Here is a 16836-nt window from a genome sequence, read left to right as displayed (position 1 = left end):
CCGGCAATGATGCGCTAAAAGCACGTCACGCTTGCCAACTCCCTTACTATCGAAACACCGCATCCCGCGCATCACGAGGGTCGCACCGGCGGCGCGGAGCCCTCGGTCGGGTCCGCGTTAGCATCCATCTTTCCACCAACGGGCCATTACCCTTACCGTCGGCGGCGCGGCTCCTGCGATGGCCTGCGTTCTCGAGGCAGCATGAACTGCCCGGCCAGGGGACAAGGTCAGGCAGCGTCTAGATGCCATATGTTGAGAATATCTCAATTTAACTGGCAAAAGGATCGCTTGATCGTCGAGTATTTTTCAAATGACATAGATCATACCCCTAAAGAACCTTCCTTTTGGCATGAGTGAATCATCAAGATCTCTTCCCATCCTGTCGCTTCGGGACATCGAGGTCCGCTATGGGGCGGCACGCGCTCTCGCCGGTGTCAGCCTCGACGTGAGCAATGGCGAGTTCCTCTCCTTTCTGGGGCCTTCGGGGTCGGGAAAGACCACGACGCTGAATGTCATCGCAGGCTTCGTAACGCCCTCGCGTGGGGTTGTCCTCCAAGAAGAGGGCGACATCACCGCAACGCCCGCCACGGCGCGCGGCTTCGGGGTGGTGTTCCAGGGCTACGCACTCTTCCCGCATCTCAGCGCGCTCGACAACGTGGCCTATCCGCTCTGGGTCCGCGGGACGTCGCGCACCGAACGCCGGACGCAGGCGGCGCGGATGCTCGAACGCATGGGACTCGGCGCACTGGCGGAACGGCGCCCGGCAGAACTTTCGGGCGGGCAGCAGCAGCGAGTGGCAATGGCGCGGGCGCTGGTCTTCGATCCGCCAGTTCTGCTGCTTGACGAGCCGCTTTCGGCGCTGGACCGGGACCTTCGCAGGCGGCTCCAGGCGGAACTGCGGTCGCTTCATCGCGACGCGGGCAGAACCTTCATCCTCGTGACCCACGATCAGGAGGAGGCGATGACTCTCTCCGACCGGATTGCGGTCTTTCGCGCAGGGCAGCTCGTTCAGACCGGAACGCCGCAGGAGCTTTACCGCCGCCCGATCTCGCGCTTCGTGGCCGAATTCGTGGGAGAGGCGAACTTGTTTCCACCGGTCGCCGCAGGGGCGAATGCCGGCGGCGGCTCTCTCCTGTTGCGACCGGAGGATCTTTCGCTCGGCCGTGCCCGCAAGGGGCGGTGGGCGGGAGCGCTCGTGGACATGGTGTTTGCGGGAGACAGCTGGCGCGTCACTCTGCGCGACGAGGCAGGGCGCAGCTGGATGGCCAGGTTGTCCGAGGCGGAAAGGTCGGCGCTTTCTCCCCTGCCGGGTGAGTGCCTCCAGATCGATTGGCAGGACGAAGCGGCGTGGATCATCGCAGATGATGGTCAGGCCCAAGACAAGAGGGGATCGAAGCATGGGCACTAAAACAGGCGTGACACGCCGCGACACACTGGTCGGGTTGGGCGCATTGGGACTTGCGGCGGGGCTGGGACGGCCGGCTCGGGCAAAGCAGGGCGAACTGATCATGGCCAATTGGGGCGGTGACGCCATAGCGGCGTACGAGGCTGCATATGCACAGCCCATGAATGCGGCGACAGGTCTCTCCCTGCGTATCGATGGCAGCGGCCCGCTCGAAGGAACAGTCAAGACGCAAGTCGAAAGCGGCACGCCGGTCTGGGACCTAGCGGATGTGGAAGCCTACTCGGCCATCAGGCTCGGGCGCCAGGGCCTCCTGGAAAAGATTGGCGATCTGGTTCCCGCCGCGGCCGCACCCGCCGGAATGTCCGACCCTCATGCCGTACCTTACTCCACCTTCAGCTACGTCATCGCCTATGACGCGAAGCGCTTCGGCAATGATCCGCCGCGCAGTTGGGCAGATGTCTGGAACGTCAAGAAGTATCCGGGCAAGCGGTCCTTCTACAAATGGATGAGCGCCAATCTCGAATGTGCCCTTCTGGCCGATGGCGTGCCGCCGGACCAGCTCTATCCCCTCGACGTCGACAGAGCCCTGCGCAAGTTCGAGGAGCTGAAGCCTCACATCCTGGCCAATTGGGGATCGGGGGCGGAAAGCCAGCAACTCCTGCGCGAGGGGGAGGTCTCCATCGCGCATGTGTGGCACTCCCGCGCCATCCTTCTCAAGGCAGATACCGGCGGCGCCATCGATTTCACCTTCGACCAGGGCATTCTGGACTATGGGGTATGGGCAGTGCCGCGCGGGAACCCCGCCGGCATCGAGGCTGCACGGCGCGCACTCGCCGTGACCCAGGATCCAGTGGTCCAGGCGCGGATCATGGAACTCTACAACTACGGTCCGACCAATCCTGCAGCAAATGCGCACATATCCGAGGCTTTGCGTGGCCAAAATCCCTCGGACCCAGCCAATCTGGCCCGGCAGATCGTCAAGAACAACGCCTGGTACGCCGACAATTACGGTTCCGCCCTCGAGCGCTGGCTGGCGTTGTTCGGATGATCGAGGCGAAGCAGCGGGATCGCATGGCCGTACTGGGGCTGGTGCTGCCCCTGCCGGTCTTTGTCACCCTTGCCTATCTCCTGCCGTTCATAGGCCTCGCAACGTGGAGCTTGCGGGGCCAAGGCGGACTTTCGTTCGATGCCTACCGGGCCTTGTTCGGCGACCCGACCTTTGGCGTCGTGCTCAGCCGCACGCTGCGCATTGCAATGTTGACGACGGCGATCAGCATCATTGTCGGCGCGCTCCTCGCTTATGTATGGGCATTCGCTGCGCCCCGCGTGCGGCTTTTCGTCGAAGTCGCGATTCTGGTGCCTTTCTGGATCTCGGTGCTGGTGCGTGCTTTTGCATGGCTCGTGCTGCTGGGTCGGGAGGGGCCTGTGAACAGCGCCGTCGTCGCCATCGGCCTTGCGGGCGAACCGCTCCTTCTTGTCCGCAATGAATTCGCCGTTGTGATCGGCATGGTTCACTACATGATCCCCTATGCGGTCTTTCCCATCCTCGCGGCCATGCGGGAGGTCGATCCACGTCTGTTGCTGGCCGCGCAGAGCCTTGGTGCGGGGCAGGGCCAGCGGTTCTGGAGCGTCCTTCTGCCTCTGGCGCTTCCCGGCGTGACCGCCGCCGCTGCGATAGTTTTCGTCTTCTCGCTCGGTTTCTTCGTGACCCCTGCAATCCTGGGCGGTGGGCGTGTGATGCTCATGGCGGAATACATCTACATCCAGATCTTCCAGTTGGCGGATTGGTCCAAGGGAACGGCAGCCACCGTGCTTCTCATGGTGGCGGTAGGTCTCCTCTATGGCGGGTTCGCCGGAGGACGGCGGCTGATGAGGAGGCTCTGATGCTTGCCGGCCTCTCGCCCCGCCGGATCACGGTAGCCGCCGCCATGGTCGCGCTGGTCTTCCTGATCGCGCCAATCCTCGTGGTTCTCCCGGTCTCCTTCACGCCGGAACGGTACCTTTCGTTTCCTTCCGGAAACTGGTCGCTGCGCCACTACGGCGAGGTGCTGGGCGGCGGAATGTGGCTCGACGCCATAGCCACGAGCCTGGTCGTCGGAGCCACGTCGGCATTGTTCGCGACGGGACTGGCCGCGACGCTGGTGATCGGACTGTGGCTGAGGCCCACGTGCTGGAGAGCGGTCCTGCTGGGGTTGACCACCTTGCCGCTTCTGGCGCCGCAGATCGTCTCCGGCGTGGTGCTCTACGTGGCGGAAGCGCGCCTCGGGCTCGTGGCCAGTTATGCGGGGTTGGTCTTCGCTCATACGATTTTGGCTGCGCCCTATGCCGTCGTGGCTGTCGGTGTCGGGACGGCGCGGCTTGATCCGGCGCTGGCCCGCGCGGCGCAGAGCCTGGGGGCGGGGGTATGGCGCACGGGCTGGTCAGTTGCGGCGCCAAACCTGCGCATGGCGATTCTCGTCGGCTTCACCACGGCATTTGCTGTCTCCTGGGAGGAAACGGTGGTGGCCCTGCTCATCTCCGGTCCGGACATAGCCACGCTGCCCAAGCGCGTGTGGGAGGGGCTTCGCTTCAACATCGATCCGGCCATAGCCGCGCTCAGCGTCCTGATGATCGCACTCACCGTCATCCTCGTCCTTGCCGCCCGTGTGCGCGTGCCGACGGTGCGAGGCAATTCCCAAGGAGATTCCTGATGCAGACTGCCTTTCCCCGCTCGACCTATCGCCGTCGCGTCGAGGCCGTGCTTGCCCGCATGGAAGAGGCGGGCCTCGATGTCCTCGTCACCACCGCACCTGATAACGTCAACTATCTCTGTGGATACGATGCGATCGGCTATCTCTGGTATCAGGGCCTCATCCTGTCGCCGCGCTTGCCGGAGCCGGTTTTTGTCATTCGTCATATCGAGGAAAGCGCGGTCGAAGAGCTCTCCGCTGTGGCGCGGGCGCGATACTACGACATAGCGAGGGAAGCCCCCACGGCGGCGGTCGCGGATGTGCTCCAGGGCGCCGGTCTGTCGGGGGCCAGAATCGGGATAGAGATGCAGTCGACCTGGATCAGCCCGGCGCAATACCTCGCTCTGCGGGAAGCGCTGCCCCAGGGACGCTTCATCGATGCCACGACACTGGTCGCCGAAATCCGGCTGATCAAGACCCCGGAGGAGGTGGACTGCCAGCGCAAGGCCGCGCAGATGGCGGACCGCGCCATGCAGGCGGCACTGGAGGCACTGCGGCCCGGCCTGACCGAGACGGAACTCACGGGCCTCGTCCAGCTCGAACTCGGCCGCATGGGCAGCGAGTATCCGGCGATCCCGCCGCTGGTGGTCTTCGGACGCCGGACCAGCATGGTTCACGCCATGGCGAATCGTGTGCCGTTGGCGCAGGGCGATCTCGTGATGATCGAGGTTGCCGGCTGCTATCATCGTTATCACGCCGTAACCATGCGAACCGCCGTGCTCGGCGAACCGCCGCCGCGGGTTCATGCGGCAGCCGAGGCCTTGTCGGAGGCCTTTGCCGCCGCGATCGGGGCAGTGCAGCCCGGCCGGCCGGTCGGAGCGCCTGACGTTGCATGCGATGCGGTGCTTGTGCGTCACGACCTGGCCCGACGAAGGGCACATCGCATCGGCTACAGCCTTGGTCTCGCCTATCCCCCGACCTGGCTCGAGGCGATGATCCTGGATGGTGGCGACCCACATCGTTTCGCGCCGAACATGAGTTTCACCATGGAGCCCAACCTCGCCTTTGGCGACGAGGGATGGGGCTTGAAACTTGGCGATACCATCCTCTGTACGGAGAGCGGTGCAGAGCGATTGTCGACGCGTCCGACGGGGTTGACGGTGGTCGCCTGAGAACCACGCCGAGGGGCCGGCGCGGCTGCGTCTCCGGTGGCCTCCCGGGAAACTGTGGGGTGCCGGTGACTTCCTTTTCTTCGGTCCGGGCAGGGCTGTGTTACCGAGAGGGTCGGTATCGTCCCGGGACCTCAGATCGCCGCGGAATGGCGGGCCTTTCCCTCGCCAAAATAGGCATCGAAGGTGGCGGCGAGGGTTCGGGCGAAGGGCCTTGCGTGCTCCGCAATGACGAAGCGGTCTCCTTCCTTCCGGAACTGCTGCCCGTCCTGGCCATCGGATGCAAGTCTTTCGGCCTCCTCGACGATCACATGGGCCAGGTTCCCGAAGCGATCGAACATTTCGGAGATGGAAAAGGAGAAGTCGCACATCAGCCGTTCGATGACCCAGGCGCGTAGCCTGTCCTCCTGCGAGAACTCGATGCCCCGCACTGCCGCGAGGCCGTTTTCATGGACGAGGCGCTGATATTCCGGGGTCGAGGTCGCGTTCTGTACATAGCCTTGGCGGAAGGCGCCGATCGAGGAAGCGCCGAGCCCTACAAGCGTTTCAGCCGTGTCGGTCGTGTAGCCCTGAAAATTGCGCCGCAAGCTCCCCTCGCGCTGCGCGGCAGCAAGACTGTCCGCAGGCTTGGCGTAGTGATCGATGCCGATGGCTTCATATCCCGCCGCCCGTATCACTTCGTCGGCATGGGCCCGCTGGCTGAAGCGTTCGGCGGGGCCGGGCAGCCACGCCTCGTCGATCATGGTCTGATGCTTGCGGAACCAGGGGACGTGGGCATAGCCGAACAGGGCGATGCGATCGGGCTCCAGCGACAGCGACTTCGACACGGTTGCGGCGAGACTCTCGCGGGTCTGGTGAGGCAGGCCGTACAGCAGGTCGAAGTTGATCGAACCGACGCCGCGCCTGCGGGCTCCATCCACCACGCCCCTCGTCTGTTCGAAACTCTGTTCGCGGTTGATGGCTTCCTGCACCTTCGGATCGAAATCCTGGATGCCGAGACTGGCGCGCGTCATGCCGATGGCGGAGAGCGCATCGAAGCGGGCGTCATCCATGTCGTTCGGATCCATCTCGACGCTGATCTCGGCATCGGGAAGCAGTCGGAAGCTCTCGCGCAGGCGATCGCCGAGGCGTTGAATGTCCTGCGGCGTCAGGAGCGTCGGCGAACCGCCACCCAGGTGCAGTGCCCGGACTCCAACAGCGCTGCTGATCGTCTCTCCCACGCTGGCAATTTCCATGAACAGCGCTTCGAGATATCGCGTGACAGGGGCGTATTTTCGGGTCTGGCGCGTATTGCAGGCGCAGAACCAGCATAGGCGATCACAGAAGGGGATGTGGACGTAGAGGGACAAAGCCGCATCCGGCTCGATCGCGCGAAGCCATTGCCGGTAGCTCTCGTTGCCCACGCCCGCATGAAAATTCGGCGCCGTTGGATAGCTGGTATAGCGCGGCACCGCGGCTGCATATCGGCGGACCAGGTTCCCGTGCATGGAAGCTCCTTTCGATATCCATGCGCGATTTACCAGCGGGGAAGCAGGGAGCCTTGATCAGGATCAAGGGTTCTTCCAACAGCCGCAATAAGACCGTCCTAGTTACCACGATAGGGCGAGGTGCCCCGTGATTGCCGGGCTGGGGTTGCAATGACGATACATCAGAAAGTTGCTCAGTCGGAAATTCCACTCTTCTGCCAAGGGTGCAAGGTCCGGGTGGAGGGTATTTGCGGGGCGCTCAACCCGTCCCAGCTCACCGCCCTTTCCAAGCAGTCCCATCGGCGGATCATCGATGCCGGCACTGAGCTGATCGGGGAAAGGCAGGTTTCGCATACCATTTCCACGGTGCTCTACGGCGTCGTCCGGCTGACGAAGACGCTTTCGGACGGGCGCCAGCAGATCGTCGGTCTCCAGTTCGCGCCCGATTTCGTCGGCCAACCGCTTGCTGCCGAAAGTTCACTGAGTGCCGATGCCGCGACCGAGATCCTCATCTGCTCCTTCCCCCGAAGCGTGGTTGAAAGGCTCGCGCAGGATTTGCCGGATGTGGGCCGGCGTTTCCTCAGCCAGGCCTTGAAGGAACTCGACCAGGCGCGGGACTGGATGGTGACTTTGGGCCGCAGGACGGCCCTGGAGAAAGTGGCGAGTTTCCTGCTGCTCATCACCCGCAACATGAACCGGTCCGGCGGTGAGCACGCGGGCGAGCTCCGTTTCGAGCTGCCGCTGACACGTTGCGACATCGCCGACTTCCTCGGCCTGACGAACGAGACGGTGAGCCGGCAACTCACGCGCTTGAAATCGGAGGGAGCCATCCGGATCGAGAACAGCAGGCACATTATCGTGGACGATCTGCCTCGCCTGGAAGCGCAGGCGGGGCGCTGAACGGTTCCACTTCCAGGGCGGCCGCCCTGGATGCTCTTTACCTGATCCAGATCAGGGAATTTGCATTCCACCCCGCCAAAATGATCCGAGCGCCCATGTTCCTTTTTCGTGGGGCGGACGGGGACAGCGGCATGAAATTCGAAATAGAGATCGTTCTGGTGGGGCTGGCGGCCTTCGGCGCCCTGGTCGCGGCGGCTTTCTCGCCGGACGATCTTTTCCGGGCGCACATGTGGGTACTCTTCGCCACTCTCATGGTGGGAGAGATCCTGCTGATGCGCAACATCGACTTCTCGCGGACGGCCGTGGCGGAGGATCTCTCCGGCTATTTCGACGGACCGATTCGCTATGGCGTGGTCGCGTCCGTCATCTGGGGAGTGGTCGGCATGCTGGCCGGTGTCGTGATCGCGCTGCAGCTCGCCTTTCCAGATCTCGACATACAGCCCTATCTCAATTTCGGGCGTCTGCGCCCGGTGCACACCTCGGGCGTCATCTTCGCCTTCGGCGGCAACGCGCTGATCGCATCGTCCTTCTATGTCGTCCAGCGTACCTGCCGCGCTCGCCTGTTCGGCGGCAACCTGGCCTGGTTCGTCTTCTGGGGCTATCAGCTCTTCATCATCATGGCGGCGACCGGATACCTTCTCGGCATCACCGAGGGGCGCGAATACGCCGAGCCGGAATGGTATGTCGACCTTTGGCTGACCATCGTGTGGGTTGCCTACCTGGTGGTGTTCCTCGGCACCATCATCAGGCGCAAGGAACCTCACATCTACGTCGCCAACTGGTTCTACCTTTCCTTCATCGTCACCATCGCGATGCTGCACGTCGTCAACAACCTGTCGATGCCGGTCTCGCTGCTGTCGACGAAGAGCTATTCGGCCTTCTCGGGCGTGCAGGATGCCCTGACACAATGGTGGTATGGGCATAATGCGGTCGGCTTTTTCCTGACCGCGGGCTTCCTCGGCATGATGTACTACTTCGTGCCCAAGCAGGCTGACCGGCCCGTCTATTCATACAGGCTGTCCATCATACACTTCTGGGCCCTGATCTTCCTCTACATCTGGGCCGGCCCGCATCACCTCCACTACACGGCGCTGCCCGACTGGGCTCAGACGCTGGGCATGGTCTTCTCGATCATGCTGTGGATGCCGTCCTGGGGAGGCATGATCAACGGCCTGATGACCCTGTCGGGCGCCTGGGACAAGCTCAGGACCGATCCCATCATCCGCCTGATGGTGATGGCGCTGGCCTTCTACGGCATGTCCACGTTCGAAGGACCGGTGATGTCGATACGCGAGGTCAATTCGCTCTCGCACTATACCGACTGGACCATCGGCCACGTTCATTCCGGCGCGCTGGGCTGGGTCGGCATGATCACCTTCGGGACCATCTATTTCCTGGTGCCGAAGCTGTGGAACCGCGAGCGGCTCTACTCCCTTCGCCTGGTCAACTGGCACTTCTGGCTCGCCACCCTGGGCATCGTCATCTACGCGGCGTCCATGTGGGTCTCGGGCATCATGCAAGGCTTGATGTGGCGCGAATACGACGAGCAGGGCTTCCTCGTCTATTCCTTCGCCGAAACGGTGGCGGCCATGCATCCCTACTACATCCTGCGCACGCTCGGTGGCGGCATGTATCTCGTGGGGGCGCTGCTCATGGCCTGGAACGTGGCCATGACCATCCGCGGCTATCAGCGCGAGGAAAAGCCGATGGGCAGCGCCGCACCCGTCCTTCAGCCCGCCGAGTAGGAATCGACATGGCTCTTATCGACAGACACGCCATCATTGAGCGCAATGCGACGCTGCTGCTGGTCTTCTCGCTGCTCGTGGTCACCATCGGTGGCCTGGTGGAGATCGCGCCGCTGTTCTATCTGCAGAACACGATCGAAAAGGTGGAGGGCATGCGCCCCTACAGTCCGCTCGAGCTCGCCGGGCGCGACATCTATGTGCGCGAGGGCTGCTATCTCTGCCACAGCCAGATGATCCGTCCGTTCCGCGACGAGGTCGAGCGCTATGGCCACTACAGCCTCGCGGCCGAGTCCATGTACGATCATCCCTTCCAATGGGGGTCCAAGCGCACCGGGCCTGACCTCGCTCGCGTGGGCGGCCGTTACTCGAACGAATGGCATGTCCAGCATCTGACCGATCCACGCTCGGTGGTGCCGGAATCCGTCATGCCGAGCTACGGCTTCCTCAAGGAGAACGCTCTCTCGATCCGCGACATCGCCAACCACCTCAAGGCCAATGCGAATGTCGGCGTGCCCTATACAGACGAGGATATAGCCAATGCCAAGGCCGATCTCATGGCCCAGGCCGACCCCAACGCCGATACATCCGGCGTCGTGAAGCGTTATCCGAAAGCGGTTGTGGGAGACCTCGACGGAGACCCGCAGCGTGTCACCGAGATGGATGCGCTGGTGGCCTACCTGCAGATGCTAGGCACGCTGGTCGACTTCTCGAAATACGACAAAGTCGCGGGCTATCGGTAGGAGGCTGCGATGGAATTCGAATATTCCCTGTTGCGCGAATTCGCGGATAGCTGGGGCTTGCTCGCCATGGCGCTCTTCTTCCTCGGCGCCGTCATCTACGTGTTTTTGCCCGGTAGCCGCCGCTCGGCCGACGAGGCAGCAAGGATTCCGTTCCAGGAGGGCGAGCCATGAGCGATCGTGAGATCGACGAAGTAAGCGGTGTCGAGACCACTGGCCATTCCTGGGACGGCATCCGCGAACTCAACAATCCCTTGCCGCGCTGGTGGCTCTGGACATTCTACGCGACGATCGTCTTCGCGATCGGCTACACCATCCTCTATCCGGCCTGGCCCCTGGTGCATCAGGCCACGGGAGGGGTGTTCGGCTATTCGAGCAGGGCGGAGGGCGAGGAAGCCATCGCCGCTGGCAGGGCCGCTCAGCAGAAATTCGTCGATGCGATCAATGCGCAGACCGTCGACCAGATCGCGGCCGACGACAATCTGCGCGAATTCGCGGTTGCCGCTGGCAGCGCCTCCTTTCGGGTGAATTGTACACCGTGCCACGGTTCGGGCGCCGCGGGAGGAAACAGCTATCCCAACCTCAATGATGACGACTGGCTGTGGGGCGGCAGCCTCGAGGCCATCTACCAGACGATCTCGCATGGCATCCGGGCCGAGGGCGATCCCGGCACCCGCTATTCCGAGATGCCGGCCTTCGGCAGCATGCTCAAGCCGGATCAGATCGACCAGGTGGCCGCCTATGTGGTGAGTCTGTCCGGCACGCCGCGCAATCCGTCCCTCGTCGAAGCCGGAAAGGCGATCTTCGACCAGAACTGCGTCAGCTGCCACGGCCCGGGCGGCAAGGGCGGCCGCAATGTGGGAGCGCCCAACCTTGCCGATGCGATCTGGCTCTACGGCTCGGGCGAGGCGGCCATCGCGCAGCAGGTGCGCGCGCCCCGCAAAGGGGTGATGCCGGCATGGCACGCAAGGCTGGGCGACACCGCCGTCAAGGAACTAACCGTCTTCGTCCATTCGCTGGGGGGCGGGGAGTAGGATGAGGGCGGCAACCGGCGGTTGATCTGGATCAACGACCCGATGGGCGGTGCCCTGCATGAGCGTTGGGCACTGTCGGCCGCAATCTCCGGACATGGGAAGTGAGATGCTTGATCAGGACGAGGCAGAGAGGCTCGAGGTCGAGGCCGTCAATTCTGCGAAGCTGAGGCAGCCGCTGTATGTCGCCCGCAAGAAGGTCTTTCCGAAGCGAGCGAACGGACAATTCCGCCGCTTCAAATGGATCGTCATGGCGATCACGCTCGGCATTTACTATCTCACGCCATGGTTGCGCTGGGACCGCGGCCCCTTTGCACCTGATCAGGCGGTTCTGGTCGATCTCGAGCATCGGCGCTTCTATTTCTTCTTCATCGAGATCTGGCCGCAGGAGTTCTATTTCATCGCCGGCCTGCTGATGATGGCGGGCATCGGTCTTTTCCTGATCACATCGACGGTTGGGCGGGCCTGGTGCGGCTATACCTGCCCGCAGACCGTCTGGGTCGATCTGTTCCTCGTGGTCGAACGCGCCATCGAGGGCGACCGCAACGCCCGCATAAAGCTCGACGAGGCGCCGCTGAGCTTCGAAAAGCTGCGCAAACGACTGGCCAAGCATGTGATCTGGCTGGTGATCGCACTGGCGACGGGCGGCGCCTGGGTGTTCTATTTCACCGACGCGCCCAGCCTTCTGCCGGATCTGTTGCGGGGCACCGCGCCCGCTGTCGCGTATGTCACGGTCGGTATTCTCACCTTCACGACCTATACGCTCGGCGGCCTCATGCGCGAGCAGGTCTGCACCTATATGTGTCCGTGGCCGCGCATCCAGGGCGCGATGCTGGACGAAAGCTCGCTGACCGTGACCTACAATGACTGGCGCGGCGAGCCTCGCTCGCGCCACGCCAAGAAGGCGGCGGCGCAGGGCCTGTCTGTCGGAGACTGCATCGATTGCAATGCCTGCGTGGCGGTATGCCCGATGGGCATCGATATCCGCGATGGCCAGCAGATGGAGTGCATCACCTGCGCTTTGTGCATCGATGCCTGCGATGCCGTGATGGACAGGACGGGCCGGGAGAGGGGGCTCATCTCCTACGCCACGCTATCGGACTACAACGCAAACATGGCGCTTGCCACCGGTGGCGGCACTCACGCCATCGAGCCGACCCTGGTGCATGGCCCGAACGGCCGCCTTTCGGATCGCATCGCACATTTCCATCTGCGGAAGATCTTCCGACCGCGCACCTTCATCTATTTCGGCGCCTGGGCTTTGGTGGGAGTTGCGATGCTCTACGGCCTGCTCTCGCGAGAACGGCTGGAAATCAGCGTGCTGCACGATCGCAACCCGCAATATGTGCTGCTGTCCGATGGGGCGATCCGCAACGGCTATACCGTCAAACTGCTCAACATGGTGCCGGAAAAGCGAACCTTCACGCTTTCTCTCAGCAGCCTGCCCGGCGCAACCATGTCGGTCGTCGGCATGGATGGCAAGGAAGGCACCTCCTTCTCGATTCCCGTGGAGCCCGACCGGCCTCACACACTCAGGGTCTACGTGAAGCAACCGGCAGAGCAGCTCAGGCCCGGCGGAACCGACTTCCGTCTCCATGTCAGCGAGGAGAACGGTCCCGAAGCGGCAGACTACACTGCAACCTTCATCGCACCGGAGAAGAGATGATGAAGCGGTCCACCCTCGCTCCCAGGCAGCTGAACGGCTGGCATGTGCTTGCCATGTTCATTGCCTTCTTTGGCGTCATCATTGCAGTCAATACCGCGCTTGCCGTCTATGCAAGCCGGAGCTGGACCGGGCTGGTGGTCGAAAATTCCTATGTGACCAGCCAGCGGTTCAACAGCCTGATCGAACGATCGCGCGAGCAGGAGGCGCTGGGCTGGAAAAGCAAGCTGGTCATTGCCGACGGGGCCATCCGCTACGAACTTGCGGATGGGGCCGGAATGCCTGTTGCTCTCCGCGGCGTGACCGTGAAGTTCCGACATCCAGCCTATGATTCACAAGACAGAACGATGGTGCTGCGCCAGGTGGGGCCCGGGGCTTTTTCCCTGGACCATGGGGTTCGTGACGGGCTTTGGATCGTGGAGATCGATGCCGATGCCGGATTGGCGCAGCCCTATCAGGAGGCGTCCCGAATGGTGATTGCTGGTGGATCGGTAAAATGACGTGTTGCGCGCTGGATCCCGAAACCTATGCGGCAATGAAGCCTGCTCCGCCATCAGGCGAGGAAATCCTGCTGGCCAGCCGCCCGTTGGGAGGCGGGTTGCGCCAGAGTGATCTTTCCGTGCCGCGGATGCATTGCGCCGCCTGCATACAGGCCATCGAGACCACGCTTGGGCGGCTCCCCGGTGTTGCGCAGGCCCGGGTCAACCTGTCCGCCAGGCGTGTCGCCGTGCAATGGCGCGAGGATGCTGTGCCGCCGCTCGTGGAGGCGCTGGCCGCGATCGGCTACGACGCGCATCTCTTCGAGCCCGACGCGCGTGGCAAGGACGCGGTCCTGGTGGAACTGGTCCGCTCGGTGGCGATCGCCGGCTTCGCCGCGAGCAACATCATGCTGCTTTCCGTCTCCGTCTGGTCGGGGGCGGATGCCGCCACTCGCGATCTCTTTCATTGGCTGTCGGCGCTGATCGCCATTCCCGCGCTCGCCTTTTCCGGACGCATCTTCTTCCGCTCGGCCTGGGGCGCCTTGAGCCATGGCCGCATGAACATGGACGTGCCCATCGCGATCGGCGTCTCGCTCGCCTACGCCATGAGCCTCTATGAGACCATTCATCACGCGGAACAGGCCTATTTCGACGCGTCGGTTTCGCTGCTCTTCTTCCTTCTGATCGGGCGTACGCTCGATTACGTGATGCGGGAGAAGGCGCGTGCAGCCGTTACCGGCCTGGCACGACTCGCGCCGCGGGGCGCCACCGTGCTGCGCTTCGACGGCAGCCGGGGTTATCTACCCATCGGCGAGATCGAGCCCGGCATGCACCTGGCACTCGCGGCCGGCGACCGCGTGCCGGTCGACGCTCGCGTACTTTCGGGAGCCTCCGATCTCGATTGCTCGCTCGTGACCGGCGAAAGCGAACCGGAGCGGGCAACGCAGGGCTCCGTCCTGAGGGCCGGTACGTTGAACCTAACCGGTGCGCTGACGGTTGAGGCCCTGGCGGGCGAAAGAGATTCCTTCCTCGCTGAAATGCTGCGGCTGATGGAGGCGGCCGAAGGCGGCCGAGCGCGCTACCGGCGCCTCGCAGACCGGGTGTCGGCGCTCTATGCCCCCGTCGTCCATGTCACCGCCTTCGCCACCTTTCTGGGCTGGATGGTGGTCTCGGGCGACTGGCATCGCGCCATCACCGTGGCGATCGCCGTGCTGATCATCACCTGTCCATGCGCACTGGGCCTTGCGGTCCCCATCGTGCAGGTCATGGCCGCACGGCGTCTGTTCGAGAACGGCATCATGGTGCGTGACGGCTCGGCCATGGAGCGGCTCGCGGAAATCGACACCGTCGCCTTCGACAAGACCGGCGTGCTCACCACGGGAATGCCTCGCTTCGTCAAATCAGATGAGATGACCTCCGACTCGATGGTGCTCGCAGGCGCTCTGGCGACACATTCGCGGCATCCGCTATCAAGGGCGATCGCGGATGTGGCTTGGACAGGTGGGCAACCGTCGCCCTTCGATATCGTCACGGAGCAGGCCGGCTATGGAATGGAAGGCAACGTCGGCACCGATCTTTATCGCCTCGGCCGGCCTGATTGGGCGCTCGACAGGCGCATGATCGGGGTTGATCTGCCGGAAACGACGAAGGTCGTCCTGAGCCGCAATGGAGCGTTTCTTGCCGCGTTCGATTTCGAGGACGAGTTGCGTCCGGGCGCCGTCCGGGCGGTGAGGGAACTTTCCGCGCGAGGCCTGGAACTGGAGATTCTGTCCGGGGATCGTCCGCAGGCAGTGAAGACCGTCGCCTCAGCCCTGGGCGTGGATCGCTTCGAGGGCGGCCTGCTGCCGGGCAGCAAGGCCGAACGTATCGCCGAGTTTACCCGCGCGGGCAAAAAGGTGCTGATGGTTGGCGATGGATTGAACGATGTTCCGGCGCTGGCGGCGGCCTATGTTTCCATGGCGCCTGCCACTGCCGCCGACATAGGCCGCAACGCGGCGGACTTCGTGTTCCTGCGGTCCGATCTTTCCGCCGTACCGATTGCCATCGAGACGGCCGGCTTGGCCGCTCGGCTCATCCGGCAGAATTTCGTGCTCGCAATCGGCTACAACGTCCTTGCCGTGCCGATTGCCATTCTCGGCCATGCCAGCCCGCTGATCGCGGCGGTCGCGATGTCCCTGTCCTCCCTGCTGGTGATCGCGAATGCGATGCGGCTCGTCGGCGGCGGGTCGAGCATTCCCGATTTCAGCCCGCGGTCGAAGGCTCTGCGAACGGAGACCGCGCGATGACCGTCCTTGCCTATCTCCTTCCGATTGCCCTCCTGCTCGGAGGCCTTGGGCTGGGAGCATTCCTGTGGGCGCTGCGAAGCGGGCAGTATGACGATCTCGACGGGGCGGCAGAGCGGATCCTCGTCGATGGACCCGTCTCCGACGACGAGCGAAGGCGACAGGGCTTCCGCAAGCCAGCTCCCTGACATCGATGAACAAGTGGGCCGCCCCACGGCACAGGCCGGTCGACGTCGCCTGCAGGGCGGCTTTCCAGGCTGCACGGACATTGCGACGCTTATGGTGCATGGAACGCGCCAGGCGCGGATCAGCAAGGCTTCACAGTTACGCAACGGTGATCGCGGGATTACGCCGAAGGTGGATTGTTGCTTTTCAGCAACGCTTGAGATCGACCAAAGCTCTCGTCGTCTCGATGCACTCGGGTACTGATCTAGATCAGTCGATATCTCTCCACGGACGTCATGGTCGGAAGGTAATTTCTGAGAAGGAGAGAGTACCATGGCGTGGAAGCGTGGGAACGGGGCAACTCGGTTGGCAGCCGCCGTCATCCTGATTGCAGTGGGACAGCAAGCTGGCGCGGCGGATCTTGCCCAACCCGAGACCGTTCCGCAGGCGGGAACGCCCCTTACACAGCTGCCGAGCCCCTGGCAGATCCGTTTGCGAGCCCTGGGTGTCGTCACCGAGGATTCCGGGCATGTCAGCAAGGTGCCGGGTTCCGGTCTTTCCTATTCGGATACGGTGACGCCGGAACTCGACATCTCCTATTTCTTCACGGACAACATAGCCGCCGAACTCATCCTCGGTACCACCTATGCCAATATCAACGGCAAGGGCTCGATCGCGGGGCTGGGCAAGATCGGCAAAGTCTGGCTGCTGCCGCCGACGCTCACATTGCAGTATCATTTTACCGGATTCGGTGCGTTCAAGCCCTATATCGGCGCCGGTGTGAACTACACGATCTTCTATAACCAGGATGCCGACAGCGCCCAGGCCCTTCATGTCAAGAACACGTTCGGCGCCGCGCTGCAGGTCGGTTTCGACTACATGCTGGACCAGCATTGGGGCATCAACTTCGACGTGAAGAAACTGTTCCTGGAGCCGAACTTCAACGTCACCGTCGGGGGCGCGCGTCTGAAGGGCACGGCGAAGCTCAATCCCTGGCTGATCGGAACGGGTCTTACCTATCGCTTTTGATGACGGTTGGCTTGGCTTCGGGAACCGTTGTCCGCGCGACGGGGGCGTCAGCAGTGAGGCAGCGCCGCGTTCGACGCATGGCCGGAAGGCGCCTCG

The 16836-nt window shown here is 63.3% G+C and carries 16 protein-coding genes; 15 read left to right on the top strand and 1 reads right to left on the bottom strand.

The features are described from left to right. Positions 1–349 precede the first annotated feature (349 nt). From AC6H34_RS27460 to AC6H34_RS27440, 5 genes are read left to right on the top strand one after another with little or no spacing between them, the layout of a single operon-like run. Positions 350–1408: an ABC transporter ATP-binding protein gene (locus AC6H34_RS27460; RefSeq protein WP_448147915.1), complete on the top strand. Its 1059-nt coding sequence runs from the start codon at positions 350–352 to the stop codon at positions 1406–1408. Further along, positions 1398–2453, top strand: coding sequence for an ABC transporter substrate-binding protein (locus tag AC6H34_RS27455; RefSeq protein ID WP_497540955.1), 1056 nt, complete (start codon positions 1398–1400; stop codon positions 2451–2453). Before AC6H34_RS27460 ends, AC6H34_RS27455 begins: the two co-directional genes overlap by 11 nt. Continuing rightward, on the top strand, positions 2450–3289 hold the full coding sequence (locus tag AC6H34_RS27450; RefSeq protein ID WP_497540954.1) for an ABC transporter permease: 840 nt from the start codon (positions 2450–2452) through the stop codon (positions 3287–3289). Before AC6H34_RS27455 ends, AC6H34_RS27450 begins: the two co-directional genes overlap by 4 nt. Then, entirely contained in the window at positions 3289–4095 is an 807-nt protein-coding gene (locus AC6H34_RS27445; RefSeq protein ID WP_448147912.1) for an ABC transporter permease, read from the top strand. The genes AC6H34_RS27450 and AC6H34_RS27445 overlap by 1 nt, the downstream gene beginning before the upstream one ends. Further along, complete coding sequence (locus tag AC6H34_RS27440) at positions 4095–5246, top strand: M24 family metallopeptidase (protein ID WP_448147911.1); 1152 nt, start codon at positions 4095–4097, stop codon at positions 5244–5246. The genes AC6H34_RS27445 and AC6H34_RS27440 overlap by 1 nt, the downstream gene beginning before the upstream one ends. Before the next feature lie 131 nt (positions 5247–5377). On the opposite strand, the gene hemN is transcribed toward AC6H34_RS27440, so the two are convergent. After that, complete coding sequence (gene hemN / locus AC6H34_RS27435; protein WP_497540953.1) at positions 5378–6730, bottom strand: oxygen-independent coproporphyrinogen III oxidase; 1353 nt, start codon at positions 6728–6730, stop codon at positions 5378–5380. 150 nt (positions 6731–6880) lie between these two features. On the opposite strand from hemN, the gene AC6H34_RS27430 reads away from it, so the two are divergent. The 10 genes from AC6H34_RS27430 (at position 6881) to AC6H34_RS27385 (ending at position 16740) form a co-directional block, all read left to right on the top strand. Next, a complete protein-coding gene (locus AC6H34_RS27430; protein WP_497540952.1) occupies positions 6881–7609 on the top strand; it encodes a Crp/Fnr family transcriptional regulator in 729 nt (242 codons plus the stop codon). Positions 7610–7740: 131 nt separating this feature from the next. After that, a complete protein-coding gene (ccoN, locus tag AC6H34_RS27425; protein ID WP_448147908.1) occupies positions 7741–9354 on the top strand; it encodes a cytochrome-c oxidase, cbb3-type subunit I in 1614 nt (537 codons plus the stop codon). A gap of 8 nt (positions 9355–9362) precedes the next feature. Next, positions 9363–10094 carry a cytochrome-c oxidase, cbb3-type subunit II gene (gene ccoO / locus AC6H34_RS27420; protein ID WP_448147907.1) on the top strand — a complete coding sequence of 244 codons (732 nt, stop codon included), beginning with the start codon at positions 9363–9365 and terminating at the stop codon, positions 10092–10094. Positions 10095–10103: 9 nt separating this feature from the next. Continuing rightward, a complete protein-coding gene (locus AC6H34_RS27415) occupies positions 10104–10265 on the top strand; it encodes a cbb3-type cytochrome c oxidase subunit 3 (protein WP_448147906.1) in 162 nt (53 codons plus the stop codon). Then, positions 10262–11125, top strand: coding sequence for a cytochrome-c oxidase, cbb3-type subunit III (gene ccoP / locus AC6H34_RS27410; protein ID WP_448147905.1), 864 nt, complete (start codon positions 10262–10264; stop codon positions 11123–11125). The genes AC6H34_RS27415 and ccoP overlap by 4 nt, the downstream gene beginning before the upstream one ends. Before the next feature lie 106 nt (positions 11126–11231). Continuing rightward, positions 11232–12788 (top strand): cytochrome c oxidase accessory protein CcoG, encoded by a 1557-nt coding sequence (gene ccoG / locus AC6H34_RS27405; protein WP_448147904.1) that lies wholly within the window; start codon positions 11232–11234, stop codon positions 12786–12788. Continuing rightward, a complete protein-coding gene (locus tag AC6H34_RS27400; protein WP_497540951.1) occupies positions 12785–13285 on the top strand; it encodes a FixH family protein in 501 nt (166 codons plus the stop codon). Before ccoG ends, AC6H34_RS27400 begins: the two co-directional genes overlap by 4 nt. Then, positions 13282–15549, top strand: coding sequence for a cation-translocating P-type ATPase (locus AC6H34_RS27395; RefSeq protein ID WP_497540950.1), 2268 nt, complete (start codon positions 13282–13284; stop codon positions 15547–15549). The genes AC6H34_RS27400 and AC6H34_RS27395 overlap by 4 nt, the downstream gene beginning before the upstream one ends. Beyond that, positions 15546–15734, top strand: a complete 189-nt coding sequence (ccoS, locus tag AC6H34_RS27390) for a cbb3-type cytochrome oxidase assembly protein CcoS (RefSeq protein ID WP_448147901.1) — start codon at positions 15546–15548, stop codon at positions 15732–15734. The genes AC6H34_RS27395 and ccoS overlap by 4 nt, the downstream gene beginning before the upstream one ends. Positions 15735–16044: 310 nt before the next feature. Then, positions 16045–16740 carry an OmpW/AlkL family protein gene (locus AC6H34_RS27385; protein ID WP_497540949.1) on the top strand — a complete coding sequence of 232 codons (696 nt, stop codon included), beginning with the start codon at positions 16045–16047 and terminating at the stop codon, positions 16738–16740. Positions 16741–16836: the final 96 nt, after the last annotated feature.

The organism is Labrys sp. ALF-8, assembly GCF_059699065.1.
Note: the sequence above shows the minus strand (reverse complement) of the source record. Positions and strands in the feature narration are given on the sequence as shown.

Coding starts and splice junctions, on each gene's coding strand:
- AC6H34_RS27460 (WP_448147915.1), top strand. CDS start 350: ATGAGTGAATCATCAAGATCTCTTCCCATCCTGTCGCTTCGGGACATC.
- AC6H34_RS27455 (WP_497540955.1), top strand. CDS start 1,398: ATGGGCACTAAAACAGGCGTGACACGCCGCGACACACTGGTCGGGTTG.
- AC6H34_RS27450 (WP_497540954.1), top strand. CDS start 2,450: ATGATCGAGGCGAAGCAGCGGGATCGCATGGCCGTACTGGGGCTGGTG.
- AC6H34_RS27445 (WP_448147912.1), top strand. CDS start 3,289: ATGCTTGCCGGCCTCTCGCCCCGCCGGATCACGGTAGCCGCCGCCATG.
- AC6H34_RS27440 (WP_448147911.1), top strand. CDS start 4,095: ATGCAGACTGCCTTTCCCCGCTCGACCTATCGCCGTCGCGTCGAGGCC.
- hemN (WP_497540953.1), bottom strand. CDS start 6,730: ATGCACGGGAACCTGGTCCGCCGATATGCAGCCGCGGTGCCGCGCTAT.
- AC6H34_RS27430 (WP_497540952.1), top strand. CDS start 6,881: ATGACGATACATCAGAAAGTTGCTCAGTCGGAAATTCCACTCTTCTGC.
- ccoN (WP_448147908.1), top strand. CDS start 7,741: ATGAAATTCGAAATAGAGATCGTTCTGGTGGGGCTGGCGGCCTTCGGC.
- ccoO (WP_448147907.1), top strand. CDS start 9,363: ATGGCTCTTATCGACAGACACGCCATCATTGAGCGCAATGCGACGCTG.
- AC6H34_RS27415 (WP_448147906.1), top strand. CDS start 10,104: ATGGAATTCGAATATTCCCTGTTGCGCGAATTCGCGGATAGCTGGGGC.
- ccoP (WP_448147905.1), top strand. CDS start 10,262: ATGAGCGATCGTGAGATCGACGAAGTAAGCGGTGTCGAGACCACTGGC.
- ccoG (WP_448147904.1), top strand. CDS start 11,232: ATGCTTGATCAGGACGAGGCAGAGAGGCTCGAGGTCGAGGCCGTCAAT.
- AC6H34_RS27400 (WP_497540951.1), top strand. CDS start 12,785: ATGATGAAGCGGTCCACCCTCGCTCCCAGGCAGCTGAACGGCTGGCAT.
- AC6H34_RS27395 (WP_497540950.1), top strand. CDS start 13,282: ATGACGTGTTGCGCGCTGGATCCCGAAACCTATGCGGCAATGAAGCCT.
- ccoS (WP_448147901.1), top strand. CDS start 15,546: ATGACCGTCCTTGCCTATCTCCTTCCGATTGCCCTCCTGCTCGGAGGC.
- AC6H34_RS27385 (WP_497540949.1), top strand. CDS start 16,045: ATGGCGTGGAAGCGTGGGAACGGGGCAACTCGGTTGGCAGCCGCCGTC.